Origin of the sequence: Marinomonas polaris DSM 16579 (assembly GCF_900129155.1) — a bacterium.
GTDB lineage: Bacteria > Pseudomonadota > Gammaproteobacteria > Pseudomonadales > Marinomonadaceae > Marinomonas > Marinomonas polaris.
Map to the genome: position 1 here is coordinate 80,851 of NZ_FQVF01000002.1, position 20,683 is coordinate 101,533.

General features: G+C 41.8%; 23 protein-coding genes and 1 pseudogene. 15 read left to right on the forward strand and 9 right to left on the reverse strand.

What is annotated here, in order from left to right:
• Window positions 1–30: 30 nt before the first annotated feature.
• Complete coding sequence (locus BUA59_RS00400) at window positions 31–1,335, reverse strand: short-chain fatty acid transporter (protein ID WP_084122045.1); 1,305 nt, start codon at window positions 1,333–1,335, stop codon at window positions 31–33.
• A 437-nt stretch (window positions 1,336–1,772) separates the two neighbouring features.
• Here BUA59_RS00400 and BUA59_RS00405 point away from each other — a divergent pair, with 437 nt between their 5' ends.
• The 4 genes from BUA59_RS00405 to BUA59_RS00420 all read left to right on the forward strand — a co-directional run bounded on the left by BUA59_RS00405 (window position 1,773) and on the right by BUA59_RS00420 (window position 4,180).
• Window positions 1,773–2,303: a GNAT family N-acetyltransferase gene (locus BUA59_RS00405; protein WP_072837761.1), complete on the forward strand. Its 531-nt coding sequence runs from the start codon at window positions 1,773–1,775 to the stop codon at window positions 2,301–2,303.
• A gap of 30 nt (window positions 2,304–2,333) precedes the next feature.
• The gene (locus tag BUA59_RS00410) at window positions 2,334–3,023 is read left to right on the forward strand and encodes a pseudouridine synthase (protein WP_072837762.1); all 690 of its coding nucleotides are present in this window, start codon (window positions 2,334–2,336) and stop codon (window positions 3,021–3,023) included.
• A 25-nt stretch (window positions 3,024–3,048) separates the two neighbouring features.
• Window positions 3,049–3,417, forward strand: coding sequence for a DUF2750 domain-containing protein (locus tag BUA59_RS00415; RefSeq protein WP_072837763.1), 369 nt, complete (start codon window positions 3,049–3,051; stop codon window positions 3,415–3,417).
• A 133-nt stretch (window positions 3,418–3,550) separates the two neighbouring features.
• Window positions 3,551–4,180, forward strand: coding sequence for a TetR family transcriptional regulator C-terminal domain-containing protein (locus BUA59_RS00420; RefSeq protein ID WP_072837764.1), 630 nt, complete (start codon window positions 3,551–3,553; stop codon window positions 4,178–4,180).
• Window positions 4,181–4,186: 6 nt separating this feature from the next.
• Here BUA59_RS00420 and BUA59_RS00425 read toward each other — a convergent pair whose 3' ends face one another.
• Entirely contained in the window at window positions 4,187–7,645 is a 3,459-nt protein-coding gene (locus BUA59_RS00425) for a hybrid sensor histidine kinase/response regulator (RefSeq protein ID WP_072837765.1), read from the reverse strand.
• A gap of 224 nt (window positions 7,646–7,869) precedes the next feature.
• Here BUA59_RS00425 and BUA59_RS00430 point away from each other — a divergent pair, with 224 nt between their 5' ends.
• From BUA59_RS00430 to BUA59_RS00450, 5 genes are all read left to right on the forward strand, one after another.
• Window positions 7,870–8,232 (forward strand): DOPA 4,5-dioxygenase family protein, encoded by a 363-nt coding sequence (locus tag BUA59_RS00430; RefSeq protein WP_072837766.1) that lies wholly within the window; start codon window positions 7,870–7,872, stop codon window positions 8,230–8,232.
• A gap of 41 nt (window positions 8,233–8,273) precedes the next feature.
• Complete coding sequence (locus BUA59_RS00435; RefSeq protein WP_072837767.1) at window positions 8,274–8,696, forward strand: GNAT family N-acetyltransferase; 423 nt, start codon at window positions 8,274–8,276, stop codon at window positions 8,694–8,696.
• Window positions 8,697–8,997: 301 nt separating this feature from the next.
• The gene (locus BUA59_RS00440; RefSeq protein ID WP_072837768.1) at window positions 8,998–9,480 is read left to right on the forward strand and encodes an FKBP-type peptidyl-prolyl cis-trans isomerase; all 483 of its coding nucleotides are present in this window, start codon (window positions 8,998–9,000) and stop codon (window positions 9,478–9,480) included.
• 211 nt (window positions 9,481–9,691) lie between these two features.
• Entirely contained in the window at window positions 9,692–10,480 is a 789-nt protein-coding gene (locus tag BUA59_RS00445; protein ID WP_072837769.1) for a hypothetical protein, read from the forward strand.
• Window positions 10,481–10,540: 60 nt separating this feature from the next.
• Window positions 10,541–11,167 (forward strand): uracil-DNA glycosylase family protein, encoded by a 627-nt coding sequence (locus tag BUA59_RS00450; RefSeq protein ID WP_084122047.1) that lies wholly within the window; start codon window positions 10,541–10,543, stop codon window positions 11,165–11,167.
• Here the strand turns inward: BUA59_RS00450 and BUA59_RS00455 are convergent.
• The gene (locus BUA59_RS00455; RefSeq protein ID WP_072837770.1) at window positions 11,136–11,603 is read right to left on the reverse strand and encodes a GNAT family N-acetyltransferase; all 468 of its coding nucleotides are present in this window, start codon (window positions 11,601–11,603) and stop codon (window positions 11,136–11,138) included. The genes BUA59_RS00450 and BUA59_RS00455 overlap by 32 nt on opposite strands.
• Before the next feature lie 196 nt (window positions 11,604–11,799).
• Between BUA59_RS00455 and BUA59_RS00460 the strand changes: the two genes are divergently transcribed.
• On the forward strand, window positions 11,800–12,642 hold the full coding sequence (locus BUA59_RS00460; protein ID WP_072837771.1) for a DUF6279 family lipoprotein: 843 nt from the start codon (window positions 11,800–11,802) through the stop codon (window positions 12,640–12,642).
• A 163-nt stretch (window positions 12,643–12,805) separates the two neighbouring features.
• Complete coding sequence (locus BUA59_RS00465) at window positions 12,806–13,324, forward strand: Mpo1 family 2-hydroxy fatty acid dioxygenase (protein ID WP_072837772.1); 519 nt, start codon at window positions 12,806–12,808, stop codon at window positions 13,322–13,324.
• Window positions 13,325–13,511: 187 nt separating this feature from the next.
• Here the strand turns inward: BUA59_RS00465 and BUA59_RS00470 are convergent, their stop codons facing one another.
• Together BUA59_RS00470 and BUA59_RS00475 are read right to left on the reverse strand one after the other, a co-directional pair.
• A complete protein-coding gene (locus BUA59_RS00470; protein ID WP_072838057.1) occupies window positions 13,512–13,715 on the reverse strand; it encodes an RSP_7527 family protein in 204 nt (67 codons plus the stop codon).
• A gap of 193 nt (window positions 13,716–13,908) precedes the next feature.
• Window positions 13,909–14,382: an Lrp/AsnC family transcriptional regulator gene (locus BUA59_RS00475; protein WP_072837773.1), complete on the reverse strand. Its 474-nt coding sequence runs from the start codon at window positions 14,380–14,382 to the stop codon at window positions 13,909–13,911.
• 152 nt (window positions 14,383–14,534) lie between these two features.
• Here BUA59_RS00475 and BUA59_RS00480 point away from each other — a divergent pair, with 152 nt between their 5' ends.
• Window positions 14,535–15,770, forward strand: a complete 1,236-nt coding sequence (locus BUA59_RS00480) for an aminotransferase class V-fold PLP-dependent enzyme (protein ID WP_072837774.1) — start codon at window positions 14,535–14,537, stop codon at window positions 15,768–15,770.
• A gap of 78 nt (window positions 15,771–15,848) precedes the next feature.
• Here the strand turns inward: BUA59_RS00480 and bluB are convergent, their stop codons facing one another.
• The 4 genes from bluB to BUA59_RS00500 form a co-directional block, all read right to left on the reverse strand.
• Window positions 15,849–16,505: a 5,6-dimethylbenzimidazole synthase gene (gene bluB / locus BUA59_RS00485; RefSeq protein WP_072837775.1), complete on the reverse strand. Its 657-nt coding sequence runs from the start codon at window positions 16,503–16,505 to the stop codon at window positions 15,849–15,851.
• A 122-nt stretch (window positions 16,506–16,627) separates the two neighbouring features.
• A complete protein-coding gene (locus BUA59_RS00490) occupies window positions 16,628–17,155 on the reverse strand; it encodes a hypothetical protein (protein ID WP_072837776.1) in 528 nt (175 codons plus the stop codon).
• A 103-nt stretch (window positions 17,156–17,258) separates the two neighbouring features.
• Complete coding sequence (locus BUA59_RS00495) at window positions 17,259–19,025, reverse strand: sodium:solute symporter family protein (protein WP_072837777.1); 1,767 nt, start codon at window positions 19,023–19,025, stop codon at window positions 17,259–17,261.
• 5 nt (window positions 19,026–19,030) lie between these two features.
• Window positions 19,031–19,291: a DUF4212 domain-containing protein gene (locus tag BUA59_RS00500; protein WP_072837778.1), complete on the reverse strand. Its 261-nt coding sequence runs from the start codon at window positions 19,289–19,291 to the stop codon at window positions 19,031–19,033.
• 110 nt (window positions 19,292–19,401) lie between these two features.
• Between BUA59_RS00500 and BUA59_RS23765 the strand changes: the two are divergent.
• The 3 genes and pseudogenes from BUA59_RS23765 to BUA59_RS00510 form a co-directional block, all read left to right on the forward strand.
• A pseudogene (locus BUA59_RS23765) lies at window positions 19,402–19,638 on the forward strand (DUF6500 family protein); the annotation flags it as partial.
• A 6-nt stretch (window positions 19,639–19,644) separates the two neighbouring features.
• Complete coding sequence (locus tag BUA59_RS00505; protein WP_072838058.1) at window positions 19,645–20,097, forward strand: VOC family protein; 453 nt, start codon at window positions 19,645–19,647, stop codon at window positions 20,095–20,097.
• 110 nt (window positions 20,098–20,207) lie between these two features.
• Window positions 20,208–20,675, forward strand: a complete 468-nt coding sequence (locus BUA59_RS00510; protein WP_072837779.1) for an MOSC domain-containing protein — start codon at window positions 20,208–20,210, stop codon at window positions 20,673–20,675.
• Window positions 20,676–20,683: the final 8 nt, after the last annotated feature.

The following is a 20,683-nucleotide window of genomic DNA, read 5'->3' on the forward strand; positions in this document are numbered from 1 at the left end:
AAGTTAGACACTTTTTTATCAAGAAAATACTTACATCAGTAGCATAAAGGTTCCAGCAATCGCAATACCGGAAATCCCTAACCAAATGACTAAATACCCCATGATGTCACGTGCAGAAAGCCCTGCTACGCCTAATAATGGTAACGCCCAAAATGGTTGAATTTGATTTGTCCAACCGTCTCCCCAAGTAAAAGCCATAATGGTTAGGGCCGGATCCGCTCCCAACTCATAGGCTGCTTGCATCATAATTGGACCTTGAATCGCCCATTGACCACCACCAGATGGAATAAAGAAATTCACAATACCTGCGCATAAGAAGGTAAGTACTGGAAATGTCTTGACCGTTGCTACCGATATAATGGCATTGGAAAAAATGGTGACTAATCCAGCTTTGGTCATCATACCTGCTATGCCGGCATAAAGCGGGAACTGGACAATGATACCTCGCCCAGCTTTTACTGCTAACTCAGCAGCGTGAAGATAAGATACGGAGTTTCTATGAAGTATTAATCCTAGCGCCAGAAAGATTAAAATCATGCTATTTAGATCAAGACTAAAGCTGCCGTTGATGATTTTAGCGATTAAATAACTTGCGGCTAATAATCCTAAAAACAAAGTGGGTAGTCGGCTGTGCTCGATCCAGTCAGAAAAGCACATTTTTCCCTCAAATGCTTTTACTTCAATATCGTCATCTTCCTTATCGTCTAGCAAAATGATTTCTTTTGGTTGCTTTTGTAGCATAAAAAAGGCAATCAATAAGACCAAAAGGACGATGGTTAGCGCTATATTCCAGCTTGAATATAGTGTTTGTGATACAGGTACAATCCCGATTGATTTCTCCATAAAGTGGCCAGGAGTTGCAATAACCAAAGGGATGGAAGAAGAAGGGCCACGTACTAACTCGCCGCCATAAGCTGCGGCGACAATGAGAGGGAAATGTACTTTTACACTACGCCCCATTGCTCTTGCTAAAATGGCGCCCGCCACCATACCAAAGCCCCAGTTTAGGTAATAGCAAACGAAGCTAACTAAGATGGTAAGGGCTAACGCTTGTTTGGGCGTGCTGGCCTGTTTTGCCAAAGCATTGAGTGCATTTTTTACAATTGGTGTCATTGCTAGAACATAGCCAGTCAATAAGACTAGGACCATTTGCATCCCGAAGGTAAATAATTTGGAAAATCCATCTCCCCAATAACCAACCATAGCCATGGGGCTTTGGCCAGCAATAGCAATGCCTAATACGAAGGTGATGGCTGTGAGTATAACAGCGAGTACAAAAGCACTCGGCAAGTATCGCTGCACAATACGCACGGAAAAATTGGTTATTGCTTCCATAATATTATTCTCTTTTTATTAGATGGTTATGTATCAATAAAAGTGATGGCTACAGTTATTTGTGTTCGCATTACGAATTTATCTTTGTTATGCGAACAAATTTAATCAATGTAACGGTTTTGATCAAGGTTAAAAGCAAATTAATTTAAAATAACTTTTTGTTAGTAGCTCACTTCGGTTGTATTTCTTGTTTTTTTGTATGAAAGCGCCCTTGTTTTATGATGTCTTAAGGTAATAAAAATGATGAAGCTCAGCCTTTGAGCTTACTTTTTGCTTCACCGGTTGTTCTTAAGGGACTATCACAGTCGAAACTAATAGTTAAAGTTCTGTATTTTTATCATTTTTGTGTCTTCTGGTTGCTTAACTCATGCTGGCGTTTCCTAACTGAGCCTCGCTCAGGTATTATTACGCCAATCAAAAAGACAGAGGAAAAGAGTTTGGAATTACTCAAAGTAGACAACCTTAACCCCTACCTAGATGATCTTGTCGAATTGTTATGCGATGCCGTCGATTCAGGTGCGCCAATTGGTTTTTTACCGCCAATGAGTGAATCTGAAGCGAAAGCTTATTGGTTGTCTATTAACGATGATTTGCAAGCCAACTCCCGCCAAGTTTTATTGATCCGTGAAGACGATAAAGTAGTTGGCAGTGTGCAAATTGCCATGTCACCGAAAGCCAATGCATTACATCGTTGTGATGTGGAAAAGCTAATGGTTCATACTCAAGCGAGAGAACATGGCTTGGGCGGTATGCTGATGCAAGGTGTTGAGCGCGTTGCGGCATCGATGCAACGACAGCTACTAATGCTTGAAGTTAGAAGCGATGACATCGCTCACGACATGTATGTCAATATGGGCTATATTCCGTTTGGTGAAGTGCCTGGTTACTCTCGTAGTGCGAACGGCATGTTGCATAACGCGACGTTTTTCTACAAAGAAATTGAAACAACCCACGAAGTATTCTCTTAAATTTAATTAACAAAGCCATAGGCGATACCCTTGAGACTTGATTTTTATTTATCCCACGTGACCGAGTTGGCACGTAAAGCTGCAAAAATTGCAGCATCAAAAGGCCGTGTAACTGTAAATGGTGAAGTGGTTAAAAAAGCCAATTACACCGTACAAGAGGGGGATCAGATTTGCCTTGATGATACCCTTTTGGCATGGCCATCTGAGGGATACTATTTACTGCATAAACCTGCGGGTTATGTGTGTGCTACTCAAGATCCAGACCACCCAACGGTTCTGGATCTTTTGCCTTCTCATCTAGGGCAAGAGTTAAAAATTGTTGGTCGTCTAGACAAAGACACTACTGGCTTATTGCTGCTAACCACAGACGGTCAATGGCTGCATCGAATTACCTCACCACGTAATGCTTGTAACAAACGCTATCGTATGATGTTGGCTGATCCAATTAGTGATGAAGATTTGAAACAATTAGAAGCAGGTGTGATGTTGAACGGAGAGTCACAACCAACATTACCTGCGGTAGCTGAGCGTATTAGCGATTGCGATATTTACCTGACGATTCAAGAAGGTAAATATCATCAAGTAAAACGCATGTTGGCAGCAGTAGGCAATAAAGTTGAAGAGCTTCATCGCGATCAAATTGGTCCGTTGTCACTGGATGCCGACATACCGGCTGGCGAGTTCCGTGCGTTAACAGAAGATGAAGTGCTTTACTTTTAAACAAAGCTTTAAGAGAGATTGAAAAATGAAAGAATTATCGATGGAAGAACGCGTTCAACTTTTAGTTGCGCCTGACAGCGAACGCTTAGCGTATTTTGTTGAGCAAGTAAAAGCCACAGAGCTAGTCTGGAGTTTGAGTAACGAAGAAGGTTTCGTCATGGTTGAAACTGACGATGGCGATTGTGTGATGGTTTGGCCAGATGCAGAATTTGCCAGCCAGTGGGCGATTGAAGATTGGGATGACTGTGAGCCTGTGTCTGTTTCCCTTGAGACGTTCAAAACTGAATGGCTACCAAGCCTTGTGGCAGACAAGATTACTGTAGCCGTTTTTCCGAATATTGAAGACGAGGGTAAGCTATCGACAGCGGAAGAGTTGGCTGCGCTGTTGGCTTGATCTTGGAAATAAGTATTTATAATTAGCCGCTTTCTTATTGGTTTTTCGTCATGAGGAGCGGTTTAGTTTTTATTAAAGTGTTATAGATATTTTTATAGTAACGGGACAATACAAATAAGGACTTAACTCCCCCATGAGCAAACGTCAAAACCACCGTGAAGAAGTCTTTGTTAAAATATTAGAAGCCGCTGAAATTGAATTCGGCTTAAAAGGCTATAACGGTGCCAGCCTTCAGCATATAGCTGAACGCGCAGGTTTACCCAAGCCAAATATTATTTATTACTTTCAATCTAAAGCTAACTTGTACAAGCAAGTACTTGATCAGACCTTGATGGGTTGGAATGATTTGTTTGATAAGGCGACTATCAACGATGATCCAGCCGTTGTATTGGACAGTTTTATCCGCGTTAAACTTAAGCAAAGCTTTGACAAAGGGGTTGCTTCTCGTTTGTTCGCTATGGAAGTGATTGGTGGAGCACTGCATATTGGCGACTACCTAAAAGAAGAGTTACAGCCATGGTTTAAATCTCGCGTAGCCTTGCTTCAATCTTGGATGGATGCAGGAAAAATGCGTCAATGCGACCCTGCTAGTGTCATCTACATGATTTGGGCAACCACTCAGCATTACGCAGATTTTGAGGCGCAAGTGCTAGCCTTAAGCGGAATTGAATCCTTGGGAGATGAAGATTTACACCGTATCGGTGATACTGTGAGCGGTATTATTCTCGCAGGTTGTGGTTTAAGTCTGCCTAAAACGAATTAATATCTGTTATTTCGCGTCTTCTCTCAATTGATGGATATGTTGAACCAAAGCCCGTAATTTTGCGGGCTTTGCTGGTTTTGCCATGTAGGTAATGTTCTGTTGCTTACATTGCTCAACTAATTCAGGATCGCGTAAGGCGGTGATCAACACTGCTGGAATGCTTTTTCCCGCACGGGCTCGAAGTGCTTTAATCAAAGACAAGCCATCTTTATTATCATCAAGATGATAATCCACTAATAGTAACTCTGCTTCTCCTTCTGCATTTAAGGCATCATTAAAGCGGTTAAAGGTGCGACAATCACATTGCCAATGAGTTAACAGCGTATTCATGGCGGTGAGGTTATTTTTTTCGTCATCAATACACCAAACATAGCAATGAGCCAGTTTTTCTTGTGGTGTAATTGTGGCTTGAGAGGTTGAAAAATCAATAATGTGATCACTTTGAGCCAAAGGAATACCGATGCTAAAGCAGCTACCTTTGCCAGGTATAGAATGTATTTCGGTACCTAATCCTAGTTGTTTCTGCATCCGACGAACTAACCCTAGTCCTAATCCCATGCCGGGCTCTTGGGTATTTTCCCAGCGATAGAAGTCATCAAATATTTTCTTTTGCTCGGTGGCTGGTATGCCAACACCCGTGTCCCATACTTGTAAATACACTACGCCAGCACGTGGTCTTACGCTTATTAATACGCGTCCTTTTTGCGTGTACTTCACCGCGTTAGAGACAAAATTTTGAATGATTCGGCGTAAGTAAATAGGATCTGTATGAACTCTAAAAGGCCTTAAATGTGTGGTTAAACGGATGTTTTTACTGTCTGCGATAACTCCAAATTCAGCAACAATAGGAGCGAGAATATCTTGCAGATTACAATCCACTAACTTGGGTTGAATGGCACCTTGGTCTAGGCGGGCGATCTCAAGTAGGGTTGAGATAAGTGCTTCGGTTGATTCTAATGAATCGGATAATTTTTCAATGACTTGGTTGGTGTTGTCTGGCAACTCTGTGGATTGCAAAATCCCCATATAGAGCTTGGCGGCGTTTAATGGCTGTAAAATGTCATGGCTGGCTAAGGCGAGGAACTCTGTCTTTGACGCATTGGCTTGCTCGGCTTCTGCTTTGGCGCTGATCAGAGCTTTTTCAGCCTGATTACGTCGTTCTATCTCTTGCATGAGTTCGTGGTTAACGCCTTGCACTTCTACCGTACGAGCTTCGACACGCTTTTCTAAGTCTATGTTGGCTTCTTTTAAGGCTTGCTGGCTTTCAATGTGTTCAGTGACATCGGTAAAGCTGGTTACAAAGCCTCCGTCAGGCAGAGGATTACCCACCATTTCGATGACTCGACCACTGGCTCGACGACGTAAGAATCGGTGCGTGCTACCTTTTTTAAGATGCTCTAAACGCTTGTTAACCAGTTCTTCTATGTCACCTACGCCACACTCGCCGCGTTCAGCATTAAAGCGGATTAGCTCTTCCACTGGCAACCCAACAGTCAACATACCTTCAGGATAAGGATAAAGAGACAGGTAGGTTTTGTTCCAAGCGACAATACGTAGGTCTTTATCGACCACACTAATGCCTTGGTCTAAATTATCCATGGAAACGAAGAGTAAGTTTTGGCTAAACTGAATGGCTTGGGTAGTTTCATCCAAGTAAGTCACCATTTCTTCTACCTTGATTTGTTTATCAATTAAGATGGAATTAATGATGGTACGAGCCGAAGAACCACCTAACACACCACCTAAAATGCGTTCGCAGTAGTCAACAAATAAACGATTTGGAGAAGCATTTGGTGGGATGGTTTGGCTGTAATCTTGTTCAAAGTTCGACAGAACTTGCTGGCTCTTTTGTTTGCCCAAAAAAGTTTCCAGCAAAACAAAAAAATCGCCATTAGTAGCCTTGCTCTTGGGTTTGAAAAAGCCTTTTTCCAGCTCTGTGGTTGGGCTAACAAAGGCGGTGGCTTGGATACGGTCTATCAAGCGCTCGGTGGATAATAAAGAGCCAACCACATAGCCAAAAATATTCGCTAGTAAGCTGATAAAAGCGCCGTAGCTAATAAGTTCTGAGCGCGACTGGGCATTTTCTAAGTCCCAATCCATATTACCTGTTAGAGGCAGCATCATGAGCAATACCCAACACAAGAAACCGAAGGTTAAGCCTGTATAAACGCCATGGGCATGGGCGCGTTTCCAATAAAGACCACCTAGTACGGCAGGCATAAGCTGTAACACTAGAGAGAAAGCCAATATGCCTGTGTTTGCTAATGACTCAGCATTGGCCATTTTTTGATAATACAAAAACGATAACAGCAATATCCCCATCATGGCTAAGCGGCGAATTAGCAATATCCGACGACGATATAAAGGCAAGGCTTGTTGCTGAGCGCTGGCTCTAGCCAACATCAGAGGTAAGATTACGTCGTTACTGATCATGATGCTTAGGGCAAAAGTAGCGATGATAATCATCGCAGTAGTAGCCGACATTCCACCTAGGAAAATTAACATTTGTAGTGGAAGGTTATCAGACGTTAAGGCGAACTGAATGACATAGGTATCAGGGTTTATATCAGCAGAGAAAAGATTCTGACCTGCAATGGCTATTGGTGGAATGAGGACTGCAAAAATCAGTAAATATAAAGGGAATAACCAACGCGCCATGTTGGATTGACGATTATTTTGATGGTCAACTACGGTGACATGGAACTGGCGAGGCAAGCAAATCACAGCCGCCGCCGACATGAAGGTTTGCATTAGAAATGTGAAGGACAAAAACTGCTCAGGGTTCCATACCGTGAAATCGACATTTTTGCTGAGTTTGTTTATATCAAACTCTTGAGTCATAAGAACCGCAACAATACCTACTGCGACAATAGAGATAAGTTTAAATAAGGATTCAGCCCCAATCGCTAGCATCATACCTGAACGATATTCAGTAACTTCGACTTTTCGAGTGCCAAATAGCATAGCGAAAATACCAATTAAAATAGTCGCCACTAAGACAACAAAACTGGTTGAAGACTCATCCTGATTGACAAAAAGTGCAAAGTTCGAGCCGATGGCTTTTAGCTGTAAGGCAATGTAAGGAATCACCGCGAGCATACTAATCAGTATGACCAAAGGTGCAGTCATTGGGCGTTTGCCATATCGAGAAGAGATAAAGTCAGCAATAGAAGTAATATTTTGTTTACGGCTGACCGTAATCATTTTTCTGAGTACAGGAAAGGCAAATAAATACAGTAAAATTGGACCAAGAAGAATAGGTAAATAACTCCAGCCTGATCGAGAAGCCTCACCAATCGAACCGTAAAACGTCCAAGCTGTACAATATATAGCCAGAGATAAACTGTAGACGAGCGGATGACGAGTCAGTTTTTTTGCTGTTGGACTTTCTTTGTCGCCCCAAATGGCGATCCAGAATAGACCGAGAACATACAGAATGGCTAACAGAATCCAGAAAACAGTCATTGAATAAATCACCTGAACTTAGGCTGATACGTCATTATTGTTTGTCTTAAGACTTTTGGGTCTTATTTTTATATAAATGTAACATAGCCGATACAACAATCCTCTACGACTTAGGTCGCGTAATTCATTAGGAAGGTTGTTTTGCTAAGAGATTCTTGCAGACTAGAAACTAATGCTAAACTTGTTTTTCTTCAGTTGACTATTTATTAACGTTAGGCGGTACGATGACCCAACTTCCTTTAAATGACGATATCAAAGCGTTCCATGCGCATCTCTATTACACAGACGAAGCGGGTGTTGAAATGGCCAAGGACGTGGCAAAGAAAGCTAGTGAGCTGTTCGAAATTCGTGTTGGGCGTTTCCATCAAAAGCCAGTAGGGCCGCATCCTGTTTGGAGCTGTCAGCTTTCATTCGCTGCAGAAACCTTTGGTAAGATCATTCCATGGTTGATGTTAAATCGCCAATCATTAGATGTTTTCGTCCACCCACTAACAGGTAATGACTATGTTGATCATACTCAAGGGGTTAGTTGGTTAGGTAAGTCTTATGTGCTTGATACTTCTCAGTTCATGCCGCCGAGTGTATGAGTTTTGTGCAAACTGATGAATAAATGGAGTACTAAGAAGTAATGGAAATCCGATTAGCTAATTTACAAGACGCCAATGCCATTGCCGATGTCGCTTCGGCATTAGGTTACCAAAATACGGTTTCAGAAAATCTTGCTATAAAGCGTCTTGAGCGATTGCTTTTATCTAGCAATGATAAAGTCTGGGTCGCTGAATTTAATGGTCAACTGATTGGTTGGCTGCATGCTCAGCACGCTTTTCGGGCCGCCTCGGCAGATTTTATTGAAATCCTTGGTTTGTCCGTTGCGGATCAAGCAAGATTAAAAGGCGCGGGGCGAGCTTTGGTCGAAAAAGCAAAAGAATGGGCTTTAGATGAGAAGATAGTATTACGAGTTCGTACCAATGACACACGCGATGGTGCGAAAAAGTTTTATACCTCGTTAGGTTTTACGACTACAAAAATTCAATCTGTCTTTCAACTTTAGGATTGGCCTGCAATTTTAGGATTAACTCGCTGATCAAATTTCGCTTTAAATTTGATCAGCTCGGATTTTTTTGGCGTTTTTTTTAAAATATTTGTCAAATATCCCTTTAAAAATCGTCGAACGTACCAAACTTCTAGGGTTATACGGTAGTTATTGAGCTTATGGGACGTTATCATAATGCCACAAACTATTGTTTGGGTTCGTGTTGTGGCGGTGTAACGCTTATTGTTGAAATGTAAGATTTGCTTGTATCAAGCGCTCGTTCCCTCATTATTTATTATTGGTTCATTAGGAGAATACAATGCAAATCACAGAAAACACCGTTGTTAGCATGCACTACACGTTGACTGACGAACAAGGCCAAGAACTAGATTCTTCTGTTGGTCAAGAGCCTTTAGTGTTTCTAAGTGGCGCTCAAAACATCATTGATGGTCTAGACAAAGCGCTTCAAGGCAAAGCTGCTGGCGACAAGCTTGCTGTTTCTGTTGCTCCTGAAGACGGCTACGGTGCTGTTCATGAAGAATTGATTCAAAAAGTACCGACTGAAAATTTCCAAGGTGTTGACGAAATCCACGTTGGCATGCAATTCATGGCACAAACTCCAGGTGGCCAACAGCCAGTAACCGTTATCGCAGTAGAAGACGATGGCGTGATGCTAGATGGTAACCATCCTTTGGCGGGTAAAACATTGAACTTTGATGTTGAAATCATTGAAGTTCGTGAGGCGTTGGCTGAAGAACTAGAGCATGGGCATGTTCACGGCGCTGGTGGTCATCACCACTAAGCACTAAATAAATAATTAAGCGGCTTCTGACTTATGTTTCAGAAGCCGTTTTTTTTTGCATTTAATAATTTGATAGTTAACTTTGCGAAGTCTCTACTTTGCCAAATTCCTAGAAAGGCAGAAAGATAAGTGTTTAAATATCGCCCAAATCTACATTGTGGCGATTTTGCTACTTTTTTAATAATGCACCGCAATCTAAAAGGGACTTGAGATGAAAAAGACGTTATCTGTGTTTTTGCTTTTTTTAAGCCATTCCGTTTTCGCGTTAGACTTGGCTAAATATCCAACGGAATTAACTTCTGGCGAAGGTGTAAACGTCGTCATTGCGCCGACCACTGACAATAAACAGGCTTTGGTGAAAGTAACTGGCGTGAATCACGAAATTGATGGCGTGGTTTTTCTTACCGAAATTAACAAACAGGGCGATGATCAAAGGCTCAAATACACCTTTGACGGCTCAAAAAGATCGTTGATTTATATCGCTAATAACTACGGCTGTTGCTCTTATGCCTTATATTTGCCAGACACCAAAGATGGTATTTACCTTGGCAAAAAAGATGAAGCGAAAGCGGATACCGTTCAAGCCATTTCTGCACTTTATGACCAGCAATTAAAGCAAGGTGTGCAAGAAAAATTAGCGATGTTTAATCGTGAAAAACATTTAGCGTATCAAAAAAACAAAATACAAGAAGCCGATGACAATGTCGTTAAGCAGTGTGGTACAGAGATGCCAACCAAAGTAGATTGGAATAAAATCTCTGACAGTGATTTGGGTACTTATGCCATTGCCGCTTATTGCGCACAAGTATCATCGAAAGTGGCTGATCAATGCGCAGCAAAACCAGCCTTCAAAGAAACAGCAAAAGATTTTAAAGCGATTAGCTGTGACTTTACCGATGAGCTTAAGTTACGGCTTAATGATCAAGTATTGAATTTTAAAACCGCACCTAAAGCACCAAACCAAGGTCAGTTTATCGAGGCTTACTTAAACAACATGTAATCGCCTTTCAAATCAGAAAAGCACTGCGCACGAGCAGTGCTTTTCTATACGGTAATTTTTATGTCTCATGATGCATTTTTTGGACTAAAAGACGCGGTTCTTTCCTGTCAGCATTGCGCTGATGTTCTGCCTTATCCCCCCAAGCCGATTCTGCAAATACACCCTAATGCAAAACTATTAATCGCTGGTCAAGCGCCAGGGCAAAAGACGCATGATATTGGTCGGCCGTTTGATGATCTAAGTGGCGAGCGTTTACGTGAATGGTTGGGGTTATCTGCTGATGAATTTTACGATGAGCAGCAAGTCGCTATCGTCCCAATGGGTTTTTGTTTTCCTGGGAATAGTATTCATAAAAGCGGACCGTCAACGGGAAAGAAATCAGGTGATTTACCGCCACGTCCTGAATGCTCGATCAAATGGCGAGAAGCTGTGCTTAATCAGCTGACTAATATTGAGTTAACGATTGTCTTAGGCGCTTATGCTCAAGCCTACCATTTAGGTCAGTCTGATAATGTGACTGAGCAAGTAAAGCAATGGCGTTATTGGCTAGAGCAAGGCAAATTAGTATTGCCTCACCCCAGTCCAAGAAACAATCGCTGGCTCAAGCAAAATCCTTGGTTTGAGGCCGATGTTTTGCCTGAGCTGAGATCACGGATTAAAGGCTTACTTCAGTTTCCCTCGTCATAACATAATGCTCTATGCCATCTTCCATATAGGGTTCGGATACTGTGATAAAACCGTGGGATTGATAAAAGCGTTCAAGATGAGATTGTGCGCCGATTTTAATCGGACTGTCTGGCCAAAGGTTAAGGGTTTCTTTAATCGCATTCGTCATTAGCACGTGACCTAATTTATCTTTACGGCTTTCTTCTGCGACTACCACTCGACCTATGCTGCTATGATCTGGATAACAATCACCTTTTGCCAAAAGTCTTACATAAGCGACCACTTTGTTATTTTGTAAGGCAAACAAGTGTCTCGAATTAGGCAGTGTATCCAAATTATCCATATCAGGAAAAACGCAGTTTTGTTCTACCACGAATACATCACTTCGAAGCTTCAGTAGGTCATATAAGGTGTAATTGGATAGCTCGCTAAATGCCTGACAGTGCCATGTGATCATTTCTTTTTTCCTATTCGAATCTGTTCAATTTTATTGGCAAATATTATGCCTAAGAAATCACATTATGAACATGAGGGAAGTAGCTTCCTCTAATAACGTGTTTTCGTTGTCTTTTAGGCAGTGATCTATTTGAATGAAAAGCACGTACAGAATAGAAACAGGAAATCACTTATATAAAGTTGGGTAGGGATAGAATATGAAGAAGGCTAAATTTCCACTGGTTATAATTTTTAGCTTTCTCTTGAGCGCCTGTTCGTCATCCTTTGTGTACAACAATATTTATTGGTTGCTTTATTGGTATGTAGGTGATTATGTCGATTTTTCGTCTGATCAAAAAGCTACGTTGGATGAACGTATTGCTGCATGGCAAAACTGGCATCGTTCTACAGAGCTTGAAAAGTACCAAACTCAGCTCAAAAATCTTAGAGCTAAACTAGATTCTGGACCTCTAAATCAAGAGCAATGGTTGAATGAGTATGATGAAGCACAACAACACCTTTATCACTTTCGTACTAAAATTGCTCCTGAGCTGGCAGATATAGCTCAACAACTGTCCCCTGAACAAATAGCAGGGATACTGTCGATATGGAAGGAAAAAAGACAAGAAAGGCAGGTTGAATTTGATAAGCAAACTGAAGAGGAGCAATTAAGTCGCAGAGAAGAGCGTCTAGCAGAATCAGTGGAAGATAATATAGGGACGCCAGATCAGCGGCAGGTCAATATTGTTAAAAAATACGCACTTCAATTTATTCCCACATTAAATGAACAAACTGCATATCAAACGACCCTTCAAGTTGCGGTAAGAGACATTTTTGTCAATCGTAATAGACCTGATTTTAAGCAACAACTTGTTGCCCTCATTAGCAACCCAGATCAATATAAAACGTCTCAATATCAAGCGGCTTCGGAGCACAATACACGCTTGTACGCCCAAATGTTTGCGGAGCTGAACCTTACTCTTACTCAAAAGCAAAAACTAAAGCTCGATGCTAAGCTGGAAGACTGGATCAGTTTAATTGACGATTTGATTTCAGGTTAGTTCTGTTTCAAACAGTGTATTGGCCTATAAGAATGAAACTGTCTGGCTTGGCATTTTTTAGAGAAGAGATTTTTGTTAAAGATATATCAATTATTTTCTTCAATATTCATTAGAAATGCGTTTTACTGATATCAATAAAATAATAAAAATAGAGGTCTGTAAAATGAAAACCATGCTTGAACACTTGTCCCAATACGCTTTTTACCACCAAGATCGTCGTAATGTTGCAACGCATTTTGTTGGCATTCCGATGATAGTTGTTGGAATTGCTGTTTTAATGTCTCGTCCACATTTTACCTTGCTCGACATAATGTTCACGCCCGCTCTCATCATTGCCCTTGCCAGTAGTGTTTTTTATGTCCGCTTAAACAAAATAATTGGCATTGTAATGACAATATTGTTGGCTTTGATAATTGGGTTCGCCGAGTTTGTTGCAGTTCAAAGCACATTCGTATGGTTAATCACGGGGATTAGTTTGTTTGTCGTAGGTTGGATATTTCAATTCGTAGGGCATTATTTTGAAGGTAAGAAGCCGGCATTTTTGGACGATATAACTGGGTTGATTATTGGACCTTTGTTTGTCTTTGTTGAACTGTTGTTTTTACTAGGGCTAAAAAGGGATTGGCAACAAACAATAGAACGTTCTTGCGAAAAACAAAATAAAGCTGTGAATAAAAAATAATTAAGATTGAAGTAGAATTGCTTGGAGCGGATTAGATAGATAAGGTAGGAACAGGAAGCGCTTAATGTTTTTATTCTAGCGCCATTTCCTTACAAGCCTGTTGGAGTAAGCCAAAATATCTGTTTTGAGAACAGATGCTTACCCAATAACTTTCTAGTGAACTTAACTGTTACAGCGTATTGATCTATTAAGCGTGTTGAGCAGAAGAAGATACAAGTGCTGATTTCAATTTGATTGCTACATTTTTAACGGCTTGAACAGCAGAAGAGATACCAGCAATGATATATTCAGCGCGTTCTGCACGAGCGATAGCTTCGTATTTTTCAGCATCAGTAAGATAAGAAGTGTTTACGTTCTCTAATAGCTCAGCAACAGATTTAGTGTTTTTCATGATGTATTCCTCGTTTATGGTTGTTTCAAAAAGCATCAAAACTTATTCCGTTTTGATGCTTATATAGTAGAAACTATGGGTAAATAAGACAAACGATAAAAAATACGCCTATACCTGAAAAAAACTAATCAATCGGACAGTTAATCATTATGTAAGTGAGTGAAAGCAATATATATAAAGGCTTTCAGCTTATTTATATACTGTCCAAAGGGCTACCATTTTGCTTTGCTGTGTCTAAACGTATGTAGGATTTTGTGCTCACGACGTCTGCATGGGCATAAAGTTGTTTGACTACTAAGTCAGTGAATTGCGCCATGTCTTTAGCACAAATTTCTACCATCAAATCTACGTCTCCAGTGACACCATGTACGCTAATTGCAGCACTTTTTTGTTGCAGAAAATTCATCACATTATCTCGTGCATTGGGCACATCTTTACTGACGGTGACTAATGTCCAAGCCATGACGCTGTAGCCGAGTTTTTGGTAATTCACCTGCGCCCGATAACCACTAATAATGTCCATTTCTTCTAACTGACGTAAGCGTCTTAGGCACTGAGATTGCGAGAGGTTAATACTCTCTGCTAACTGTGTATTGCTAAGACGGCCATCTTTCTCCAATGCTTGGATTATTTTGTAGTCGGTACGGTCTAGGGTGATTTCTTTCATAAAAGGCTCAATTTAAACAAAAATCTTGTATTACGTTAGTGATTCTCGCTTCAAATAGCAAACAACTTGTGTGGCATATTATCTATACTTTTATCATATTAGTTTGTTGTTGATGACAAGCTTTAGATTGCATCCGATAAGGGGATAAGGTTATGGCACCTAGGTTAGATTTGGCGTTTGTACGTTCTCACTTCCCAGCTTTTAAAGAACCTTCTTTAGCGGGTCAGGCGTTTTTTGATAATGCAGGTGGTTCTTATGCTTGTCAGGCGGTGATTGATCATTTAGATCAATATTATCGAGAAACCAAACTGCAGCCTTATCATCTTCATCCTGCGGCACAAAAAGCCGGTGCTCAGATGGATTTATCTCACGAGCGTTTAGCCTCTTATTTGAATGTGAAGGCCAGCGAAGTTCATCTTGGACCTTCTACTTCTCAGAATACTTATGTACTGGCGCAAGCTTTTGGCAAGATTCTAAAAGCAGGCGACGAGATCATAGTGACCAATCAAGATCACGAAGCAAACATTGGTGTTTGGCGTGCATTAGAAGTACGTGGAATCGTGATTAAAGAATGGCAAGTTGATGCAAAGACTGGATCGTTAGATATTAATGACTTAGAGACCCTTTTTACTGAACGAACCAAGCTTTTAGCCTTTACCCATTGTTCGAATATCGTCGCTGAAATTAATCCTGTAGCAGAGATTTGCACCCGAGCGAAAGCCAAGGGTGTTGCGACTGTGGTTGATGGTGTTTCATTTGCTGGTCATGGCTTACCAAATGTGGATGCATTGGGTGCGGATATTTATCTATTTTCTCTTTATAAAGCTTATGGAACGCATCTTGGTGTGATGGTCATTCGTGATGCCATGGCTGATAAATTGGGCAATCAAGCGCATTACTTTAATAAGGCTTATCGTCAAAAATGGTTTGTGCCAGCTGGACCAGATCATGCTCAAGTTGCGGCGAGCCGTGGAGTGTTGGATTACTTTGATGCCTTGCACGATCATCATTTCGATGCCACGGATTCTGGTGCTGAAAAAGCGCAGCGCGTGCGAAATTTGTTCCATGATGCCGAGCAAGTATTGTTGGCTAAGTTGCTTAATTTTGTTGATCAACATCCCAGATTGACCTTACTTGGAACGGCAGATCCTGCGAAGAGAGCCGCGACAGTGTCGATTATTCCTAAAGGACAAACGCCTCAGGAGCTGGCGCAGAAATTAGTTGATCAAGGCATTATTTGTGGAGCAGGGCACTTCTATGCGGTGCGTTTATTAGAAGCGATGGGGGTGGACACAAGTACGGGCGTGGTTCGCTTGTCATTTGTTCATTATACTAATGACGAAGAAATGGATCAGTTGATCGAGGCTTTAGATAAGGCGCTGTCATAACGGTACTTTTTAATAGTATTTTTGTTGTAGAGACAAGGTAGATAAAACATCTGCCTTGTCTCTATTTTTCAATTTACCTTATTTGTTTTTTGGTTCTGGCCAAGAATCATAATGAACCGCAGAACTAGCCTCTCGTCTTGGCAACCAGCCAGCCCTTTCTAGGTCTGGCGTGTCATGAAATATGTCCACATAACCCACGCACAAATAGGCAATGATATCGATGGATTCAGGAATATTTAGCGTATCGCGTATCACCTTGTCATGAACAATACTGACCCAGCCAACACCAAGGTTTTCCGCTCTCGCAGCTAACCATAGATTTTGTACCGCGCACACAGAACTGAATAAATCCATTTCTGGCTTCGCGGTTCGCCCTAATACAACAGAGCCTGTCCGGCTGCGATCGCATGTCACACAAATACCCAGTGGCGCTTCTTCAATTCCTTCTAGTTTGAAACTCTTATATTGCTCTTTACGCTTGCCTTCAAACAGTTCGGTTGCTTCGGCGTGAGCTTGCAAAAAACCTTGTTTAATTTGAGTCTTGGATTCTGCTTTGGTGACAAGAATGAAGTCCCAAGGCTGCATAAAGCCAACGCTTGGCGCATGGTGAGCAGCCAGTAATACGCGTTCTAAAACATCGTTAGGAATAGGGTCGGGTTTGAACTCTCGTCGTACATCACGACGAGAGAATATGGTTTTGTATACCGCGTCGCGCTCTTCTGGAGTGATGTTCATAATATCGACTTTCGCAATTGGATAGATCGATATTATGAGGAGTTATGATGTTTTATGCCAATGAGGAAAACTCGGGTCATCAGGAGTTTTTCTAAGTTTGGTTTTTGTTAATGTGGTCGATTTTAAGTTTGATTGCTACAAACCGCTTTTAGTAATAAATCATCGCTTTCAAGCGGATACCAGGTTGAAGTCGATGGCTGTTTTGAATCTGGGGAAGCTGTGAAAGATTGAGTAAAATCTGTTCTGGCGCCTTGTACGCAATCGACTATTTGTGGAACACGTTTCGCCATGTGGCGACGTTCAAAAAAGTACAAGTCGACTAGAACAAGGTTCGGATCAATTTTATTTTTTGCAGAATTCTCTACGTCGGCAGCGATAAAACGAAGAGTTTGTGGGAATACGTAGCTCCAAGGACGCCAAGGGGCTTCTTCTTGAACAGCTTTTACAACGACAACGCCTTCTGGCAGTAAGCTCGTTTGATGATCATACCAATCGTACTCACCTTGAATTTGAAAACCAAGCATGGTGGCACCAGCAAACACAGGAACCAGCCATTTCGGCGCAGTTTGTTTGGTTATCTTTCTTAACAACAGAGCAATACCTGCGCCGCCAATACCGGCAAAAACGGTAGCAATGAGTTCCCAAAACATAAGCGCTCTCTTTTTTGATTTTGTGTGGATTCTTATTATAGGGAAATTGGGCCTCACAAAGAAGTGAGGCCCAATGGTTAGAAGTGCTTTTTGCTGTTAAACCTTAGTGGTCAACTGCACCGCCTGCACCTTGAGGGTAACGAACGCTTTCAACAAGGTCTTGGATTTCTTTTGGTGGTGGCGCTGTCATCGAAGAGACAGTGAATGCGACTACAAAGTTAATCACCGCACCAATGGCACCGAATGACAATGGTGATACACCGAACCACCAATTATCAGGAGTATTGGCGAACGATGCTGTACCTGGGACGAAGAACCAGCCAAGGAATAAGAAGATATAAACCAAGGTAGAAATCAGACCCGCTAGCATACCAGCGATTGCTCCAGTGCTATTCACACGTTTAGAGAAGATACCCATCATTAGAGCAGGGAAGATAGAGGCTGCAGCAATACCAAATGCTAATGCTACTACCTGAGCCGCGAAGCCCGGTGGGTTCATGCCTAGATAGGTTGCCACAACAATGGCAACGAACATGGATATCCTTGCAACCCTGAGTTCTCCTTTGTCACTAATATTGGGGTTTATCGATCCTTTTATTAAGTCATGACTTATCGCAGACGAAATCGCCAATAGTAAACCAGCAGCAGTTGATAGTGCAGCCGCTAAACCACCCGCAGCAATCAGTCCAACGACCCAACCTGGCAAGTTTGCAATTTCTGGGTTAGCCAATACAAGAATGTCACCGTTAACCGTTAACTCATTACCAGCCCAACCACGAGCTGTTGCTTCGTCTTTAAAGGCAGGAACATCATTGTAGAACTGTACACGGCCATCGCCGTTTTTATCATCGAACTTGATAAGACCGGTAGTTTCCCATGTTTGAACCCAATCAGGACGCTCAGCGTACTCAATAGGTGCCGCCGTTGGGCCAGAAGGATAGATAGTGGTCAGTAGATTCAAACGAGCCATAGACGCAACAGCAGGTGCTGTTAGATATAACAAAGCAATGAATACTAACGCCCAACCAGCAGACCAACGAGCATCGGCTACTTTAGGAACAGTGAAAAAACGAATGATAACGTGTGGCAGACCCGCTGTACCTATCATCAAAGATAGTGTAAACAGAACCATATTCAGTTTGTTATCAACATCGGCAGTGTAATCTCTAAAGCCAAGTTCTCGCACCACTTCATCTAATTTTTGTAGCAATGGAATACCAGATTCAGTGTGATTAGAGAAAAGACCGATAGCAGGAATAAACGTATCCGTTAGCTGTAAGGAGATGAAAACGGCAGGGATGGTATAAGCAATGATTAGTACCACATATTGCGCAACCTGCGTATAAGTGATGCCTTTCATGCCGCCCAATACTGCGTAGAAGAATACAACAACCGCAGCGATCATAAGACCTGTGTTGTTATCTACTTCCAAGAAGCGAGAGAATGCCACGCCTGCACCAGTCATTTGACCGATTACATAAGTAACTGAAGCAATGATCAAACAGGCGACAGCTACTAACCTAGCTGTATTGCTGTAGAAACGATCACCGATGAAGTCTGGCACGGTAAACTTACCAAATTTACGTAAGTAAGGTGCAAGCAACATAGCCAGTAATACATAACCACCAGTCCAACCCATTAGGTAAGTTGAGTTAGCGTAACCGCCTGCTGCGATCAAACCCGCCATGGAGATGAAAGACGCTGCAGACATCCAGTCAGCAGCTGTTGCCATACCATTAAGTACTGGATGGACACCGCCGCCTGCAACGTAGAATTCTTTTGTCGAACCAGCTCGTGCCCAAAATGCTATACCGAAGTAAAGCGCAAAAGAACCGCCGACGAAAAGTAAATTGATAGTAAATTGATCCATGCGACTTACTCCTGAAGGCCAAATTCTTCATCAAGCTTGTTCATTCTCCAAGCGTAGAAGAAGGTCAAGACGATGAATACGAGAATGGAACCTTGCTGAGCGAACCAGAAGCCTAAATCAGCGCCTCCAATCATAATGCCTGAGAGCATGGGACGAAGTAGAATGGCACAACCGTAAGATGCTAATGCCCAAACCACTAAACTGCCTAGTATCAGCCTGAGGTTTGCTTGCCAGTATTTTTCTGCATTAATATTATGATCTGACACGGTAGATCTCCTTATAATTATTGTTATACGCCTTATTAATTTAGCAGGCAGTTGTCTAATAAGAAGTCAGACTTTAGTCGCATAGAGTGCTTTTTAATCAAGATATGCTCATGTGGGATTTACGCAACATTGCCTTTCGAAAGAGAGTAAGAGAAGTGAACATAAATATTAAACAAAAGATTCTTTCGGTTTGTGCTGAAAAAATAAAACAAAAAGGCGACGGCGTTCAAGTGTCGTTTTATGCTTTTTTTTCCAATAAAAACGATGCCCCCATCACCTTGATGGCTGTTGCTCGCTGGTGGATTGAAGAACAGCAACTGAATCACTTCGAAAAAGCCACCAAGATTTACGCCATGGTGGCATCGCTTGATGACTCATCAGTATTTCAATCATCTTATGCTGAACAAGATAAAGGCCTTAATCATCTGACGTTGAGTGTGACAAATCTCGATTCCTCTCTCGAATTTTATTGTCACCTGCTCGGTTTTAAAGCAGAAGTACGTTGGAATACAGGCGCCTATTTGTCATACGGGAATTGTTGGCTTTGTTTATCACTGGGTGAAGCCAAACCTAGTCGGGATTACACGCATTTTGCTTTTAGTTTTGACTCATCAGCCATGTCTCGCATTCAGCAAAAAAGTGCTTTTCAAGCCGTGAAGCAATGGCAAGAAAATAGTAGTGAAGGGGATTCTTTGTATATTGAAGACCCTGATGGCCACAAGTTAGAGCTGCATTCAGGTTCCCTTGCTACGCGTCTTGAGTCTCTAAAAGCTAAACCTTATGAAGGATTGGAGTGGTTACATTAAATCTGTACCATATCAACCCTAGTAAAGAAGAACGGACCTATTGGTGAAGGTTTTTAATCATTGCGTATGTCATAATCGACCAGTGACAGACTTGTCTTAGGAGACAAAGGGTGATTCAAGCAATTTTCGTGTCGAAAAAATCCAAACAAGCTCAAATAGGCATTGATGCCGTCAAAGTCGATGCGGGTAAAGGCATCGTAGGCGACAGATATTACGGAAAAAAGGGTGTCGACGGCCCAAATATTACCTTTGTTGAAAGTGAAGAAATCGCCGCTTTTAATGCAAACTTTGGGCAAAATATTGGTCTTTCTGCGACCAGGCGTAACATAGTGACCCAAGGCGTGCGACTTAACCAATTAGTTGGTCAAGAGTTCTCGATTGGCGATGTGCGCTTTTATGGCGTTGAGCTTTGTGAACCTTGTGGCTCGCTAGGAAAATCCCTAGCGAATGATTCTATCTCATCACCACAAGTTGTAAGAGGTTGGCTTCATCGTGCAGGTTTAAGAGCTAACGTCTTGAGTACTGGAATATTACGTACCGGCATGCAGTTTAATTTGATCCAGAAAGGCGCTAAATAGTACCTGTC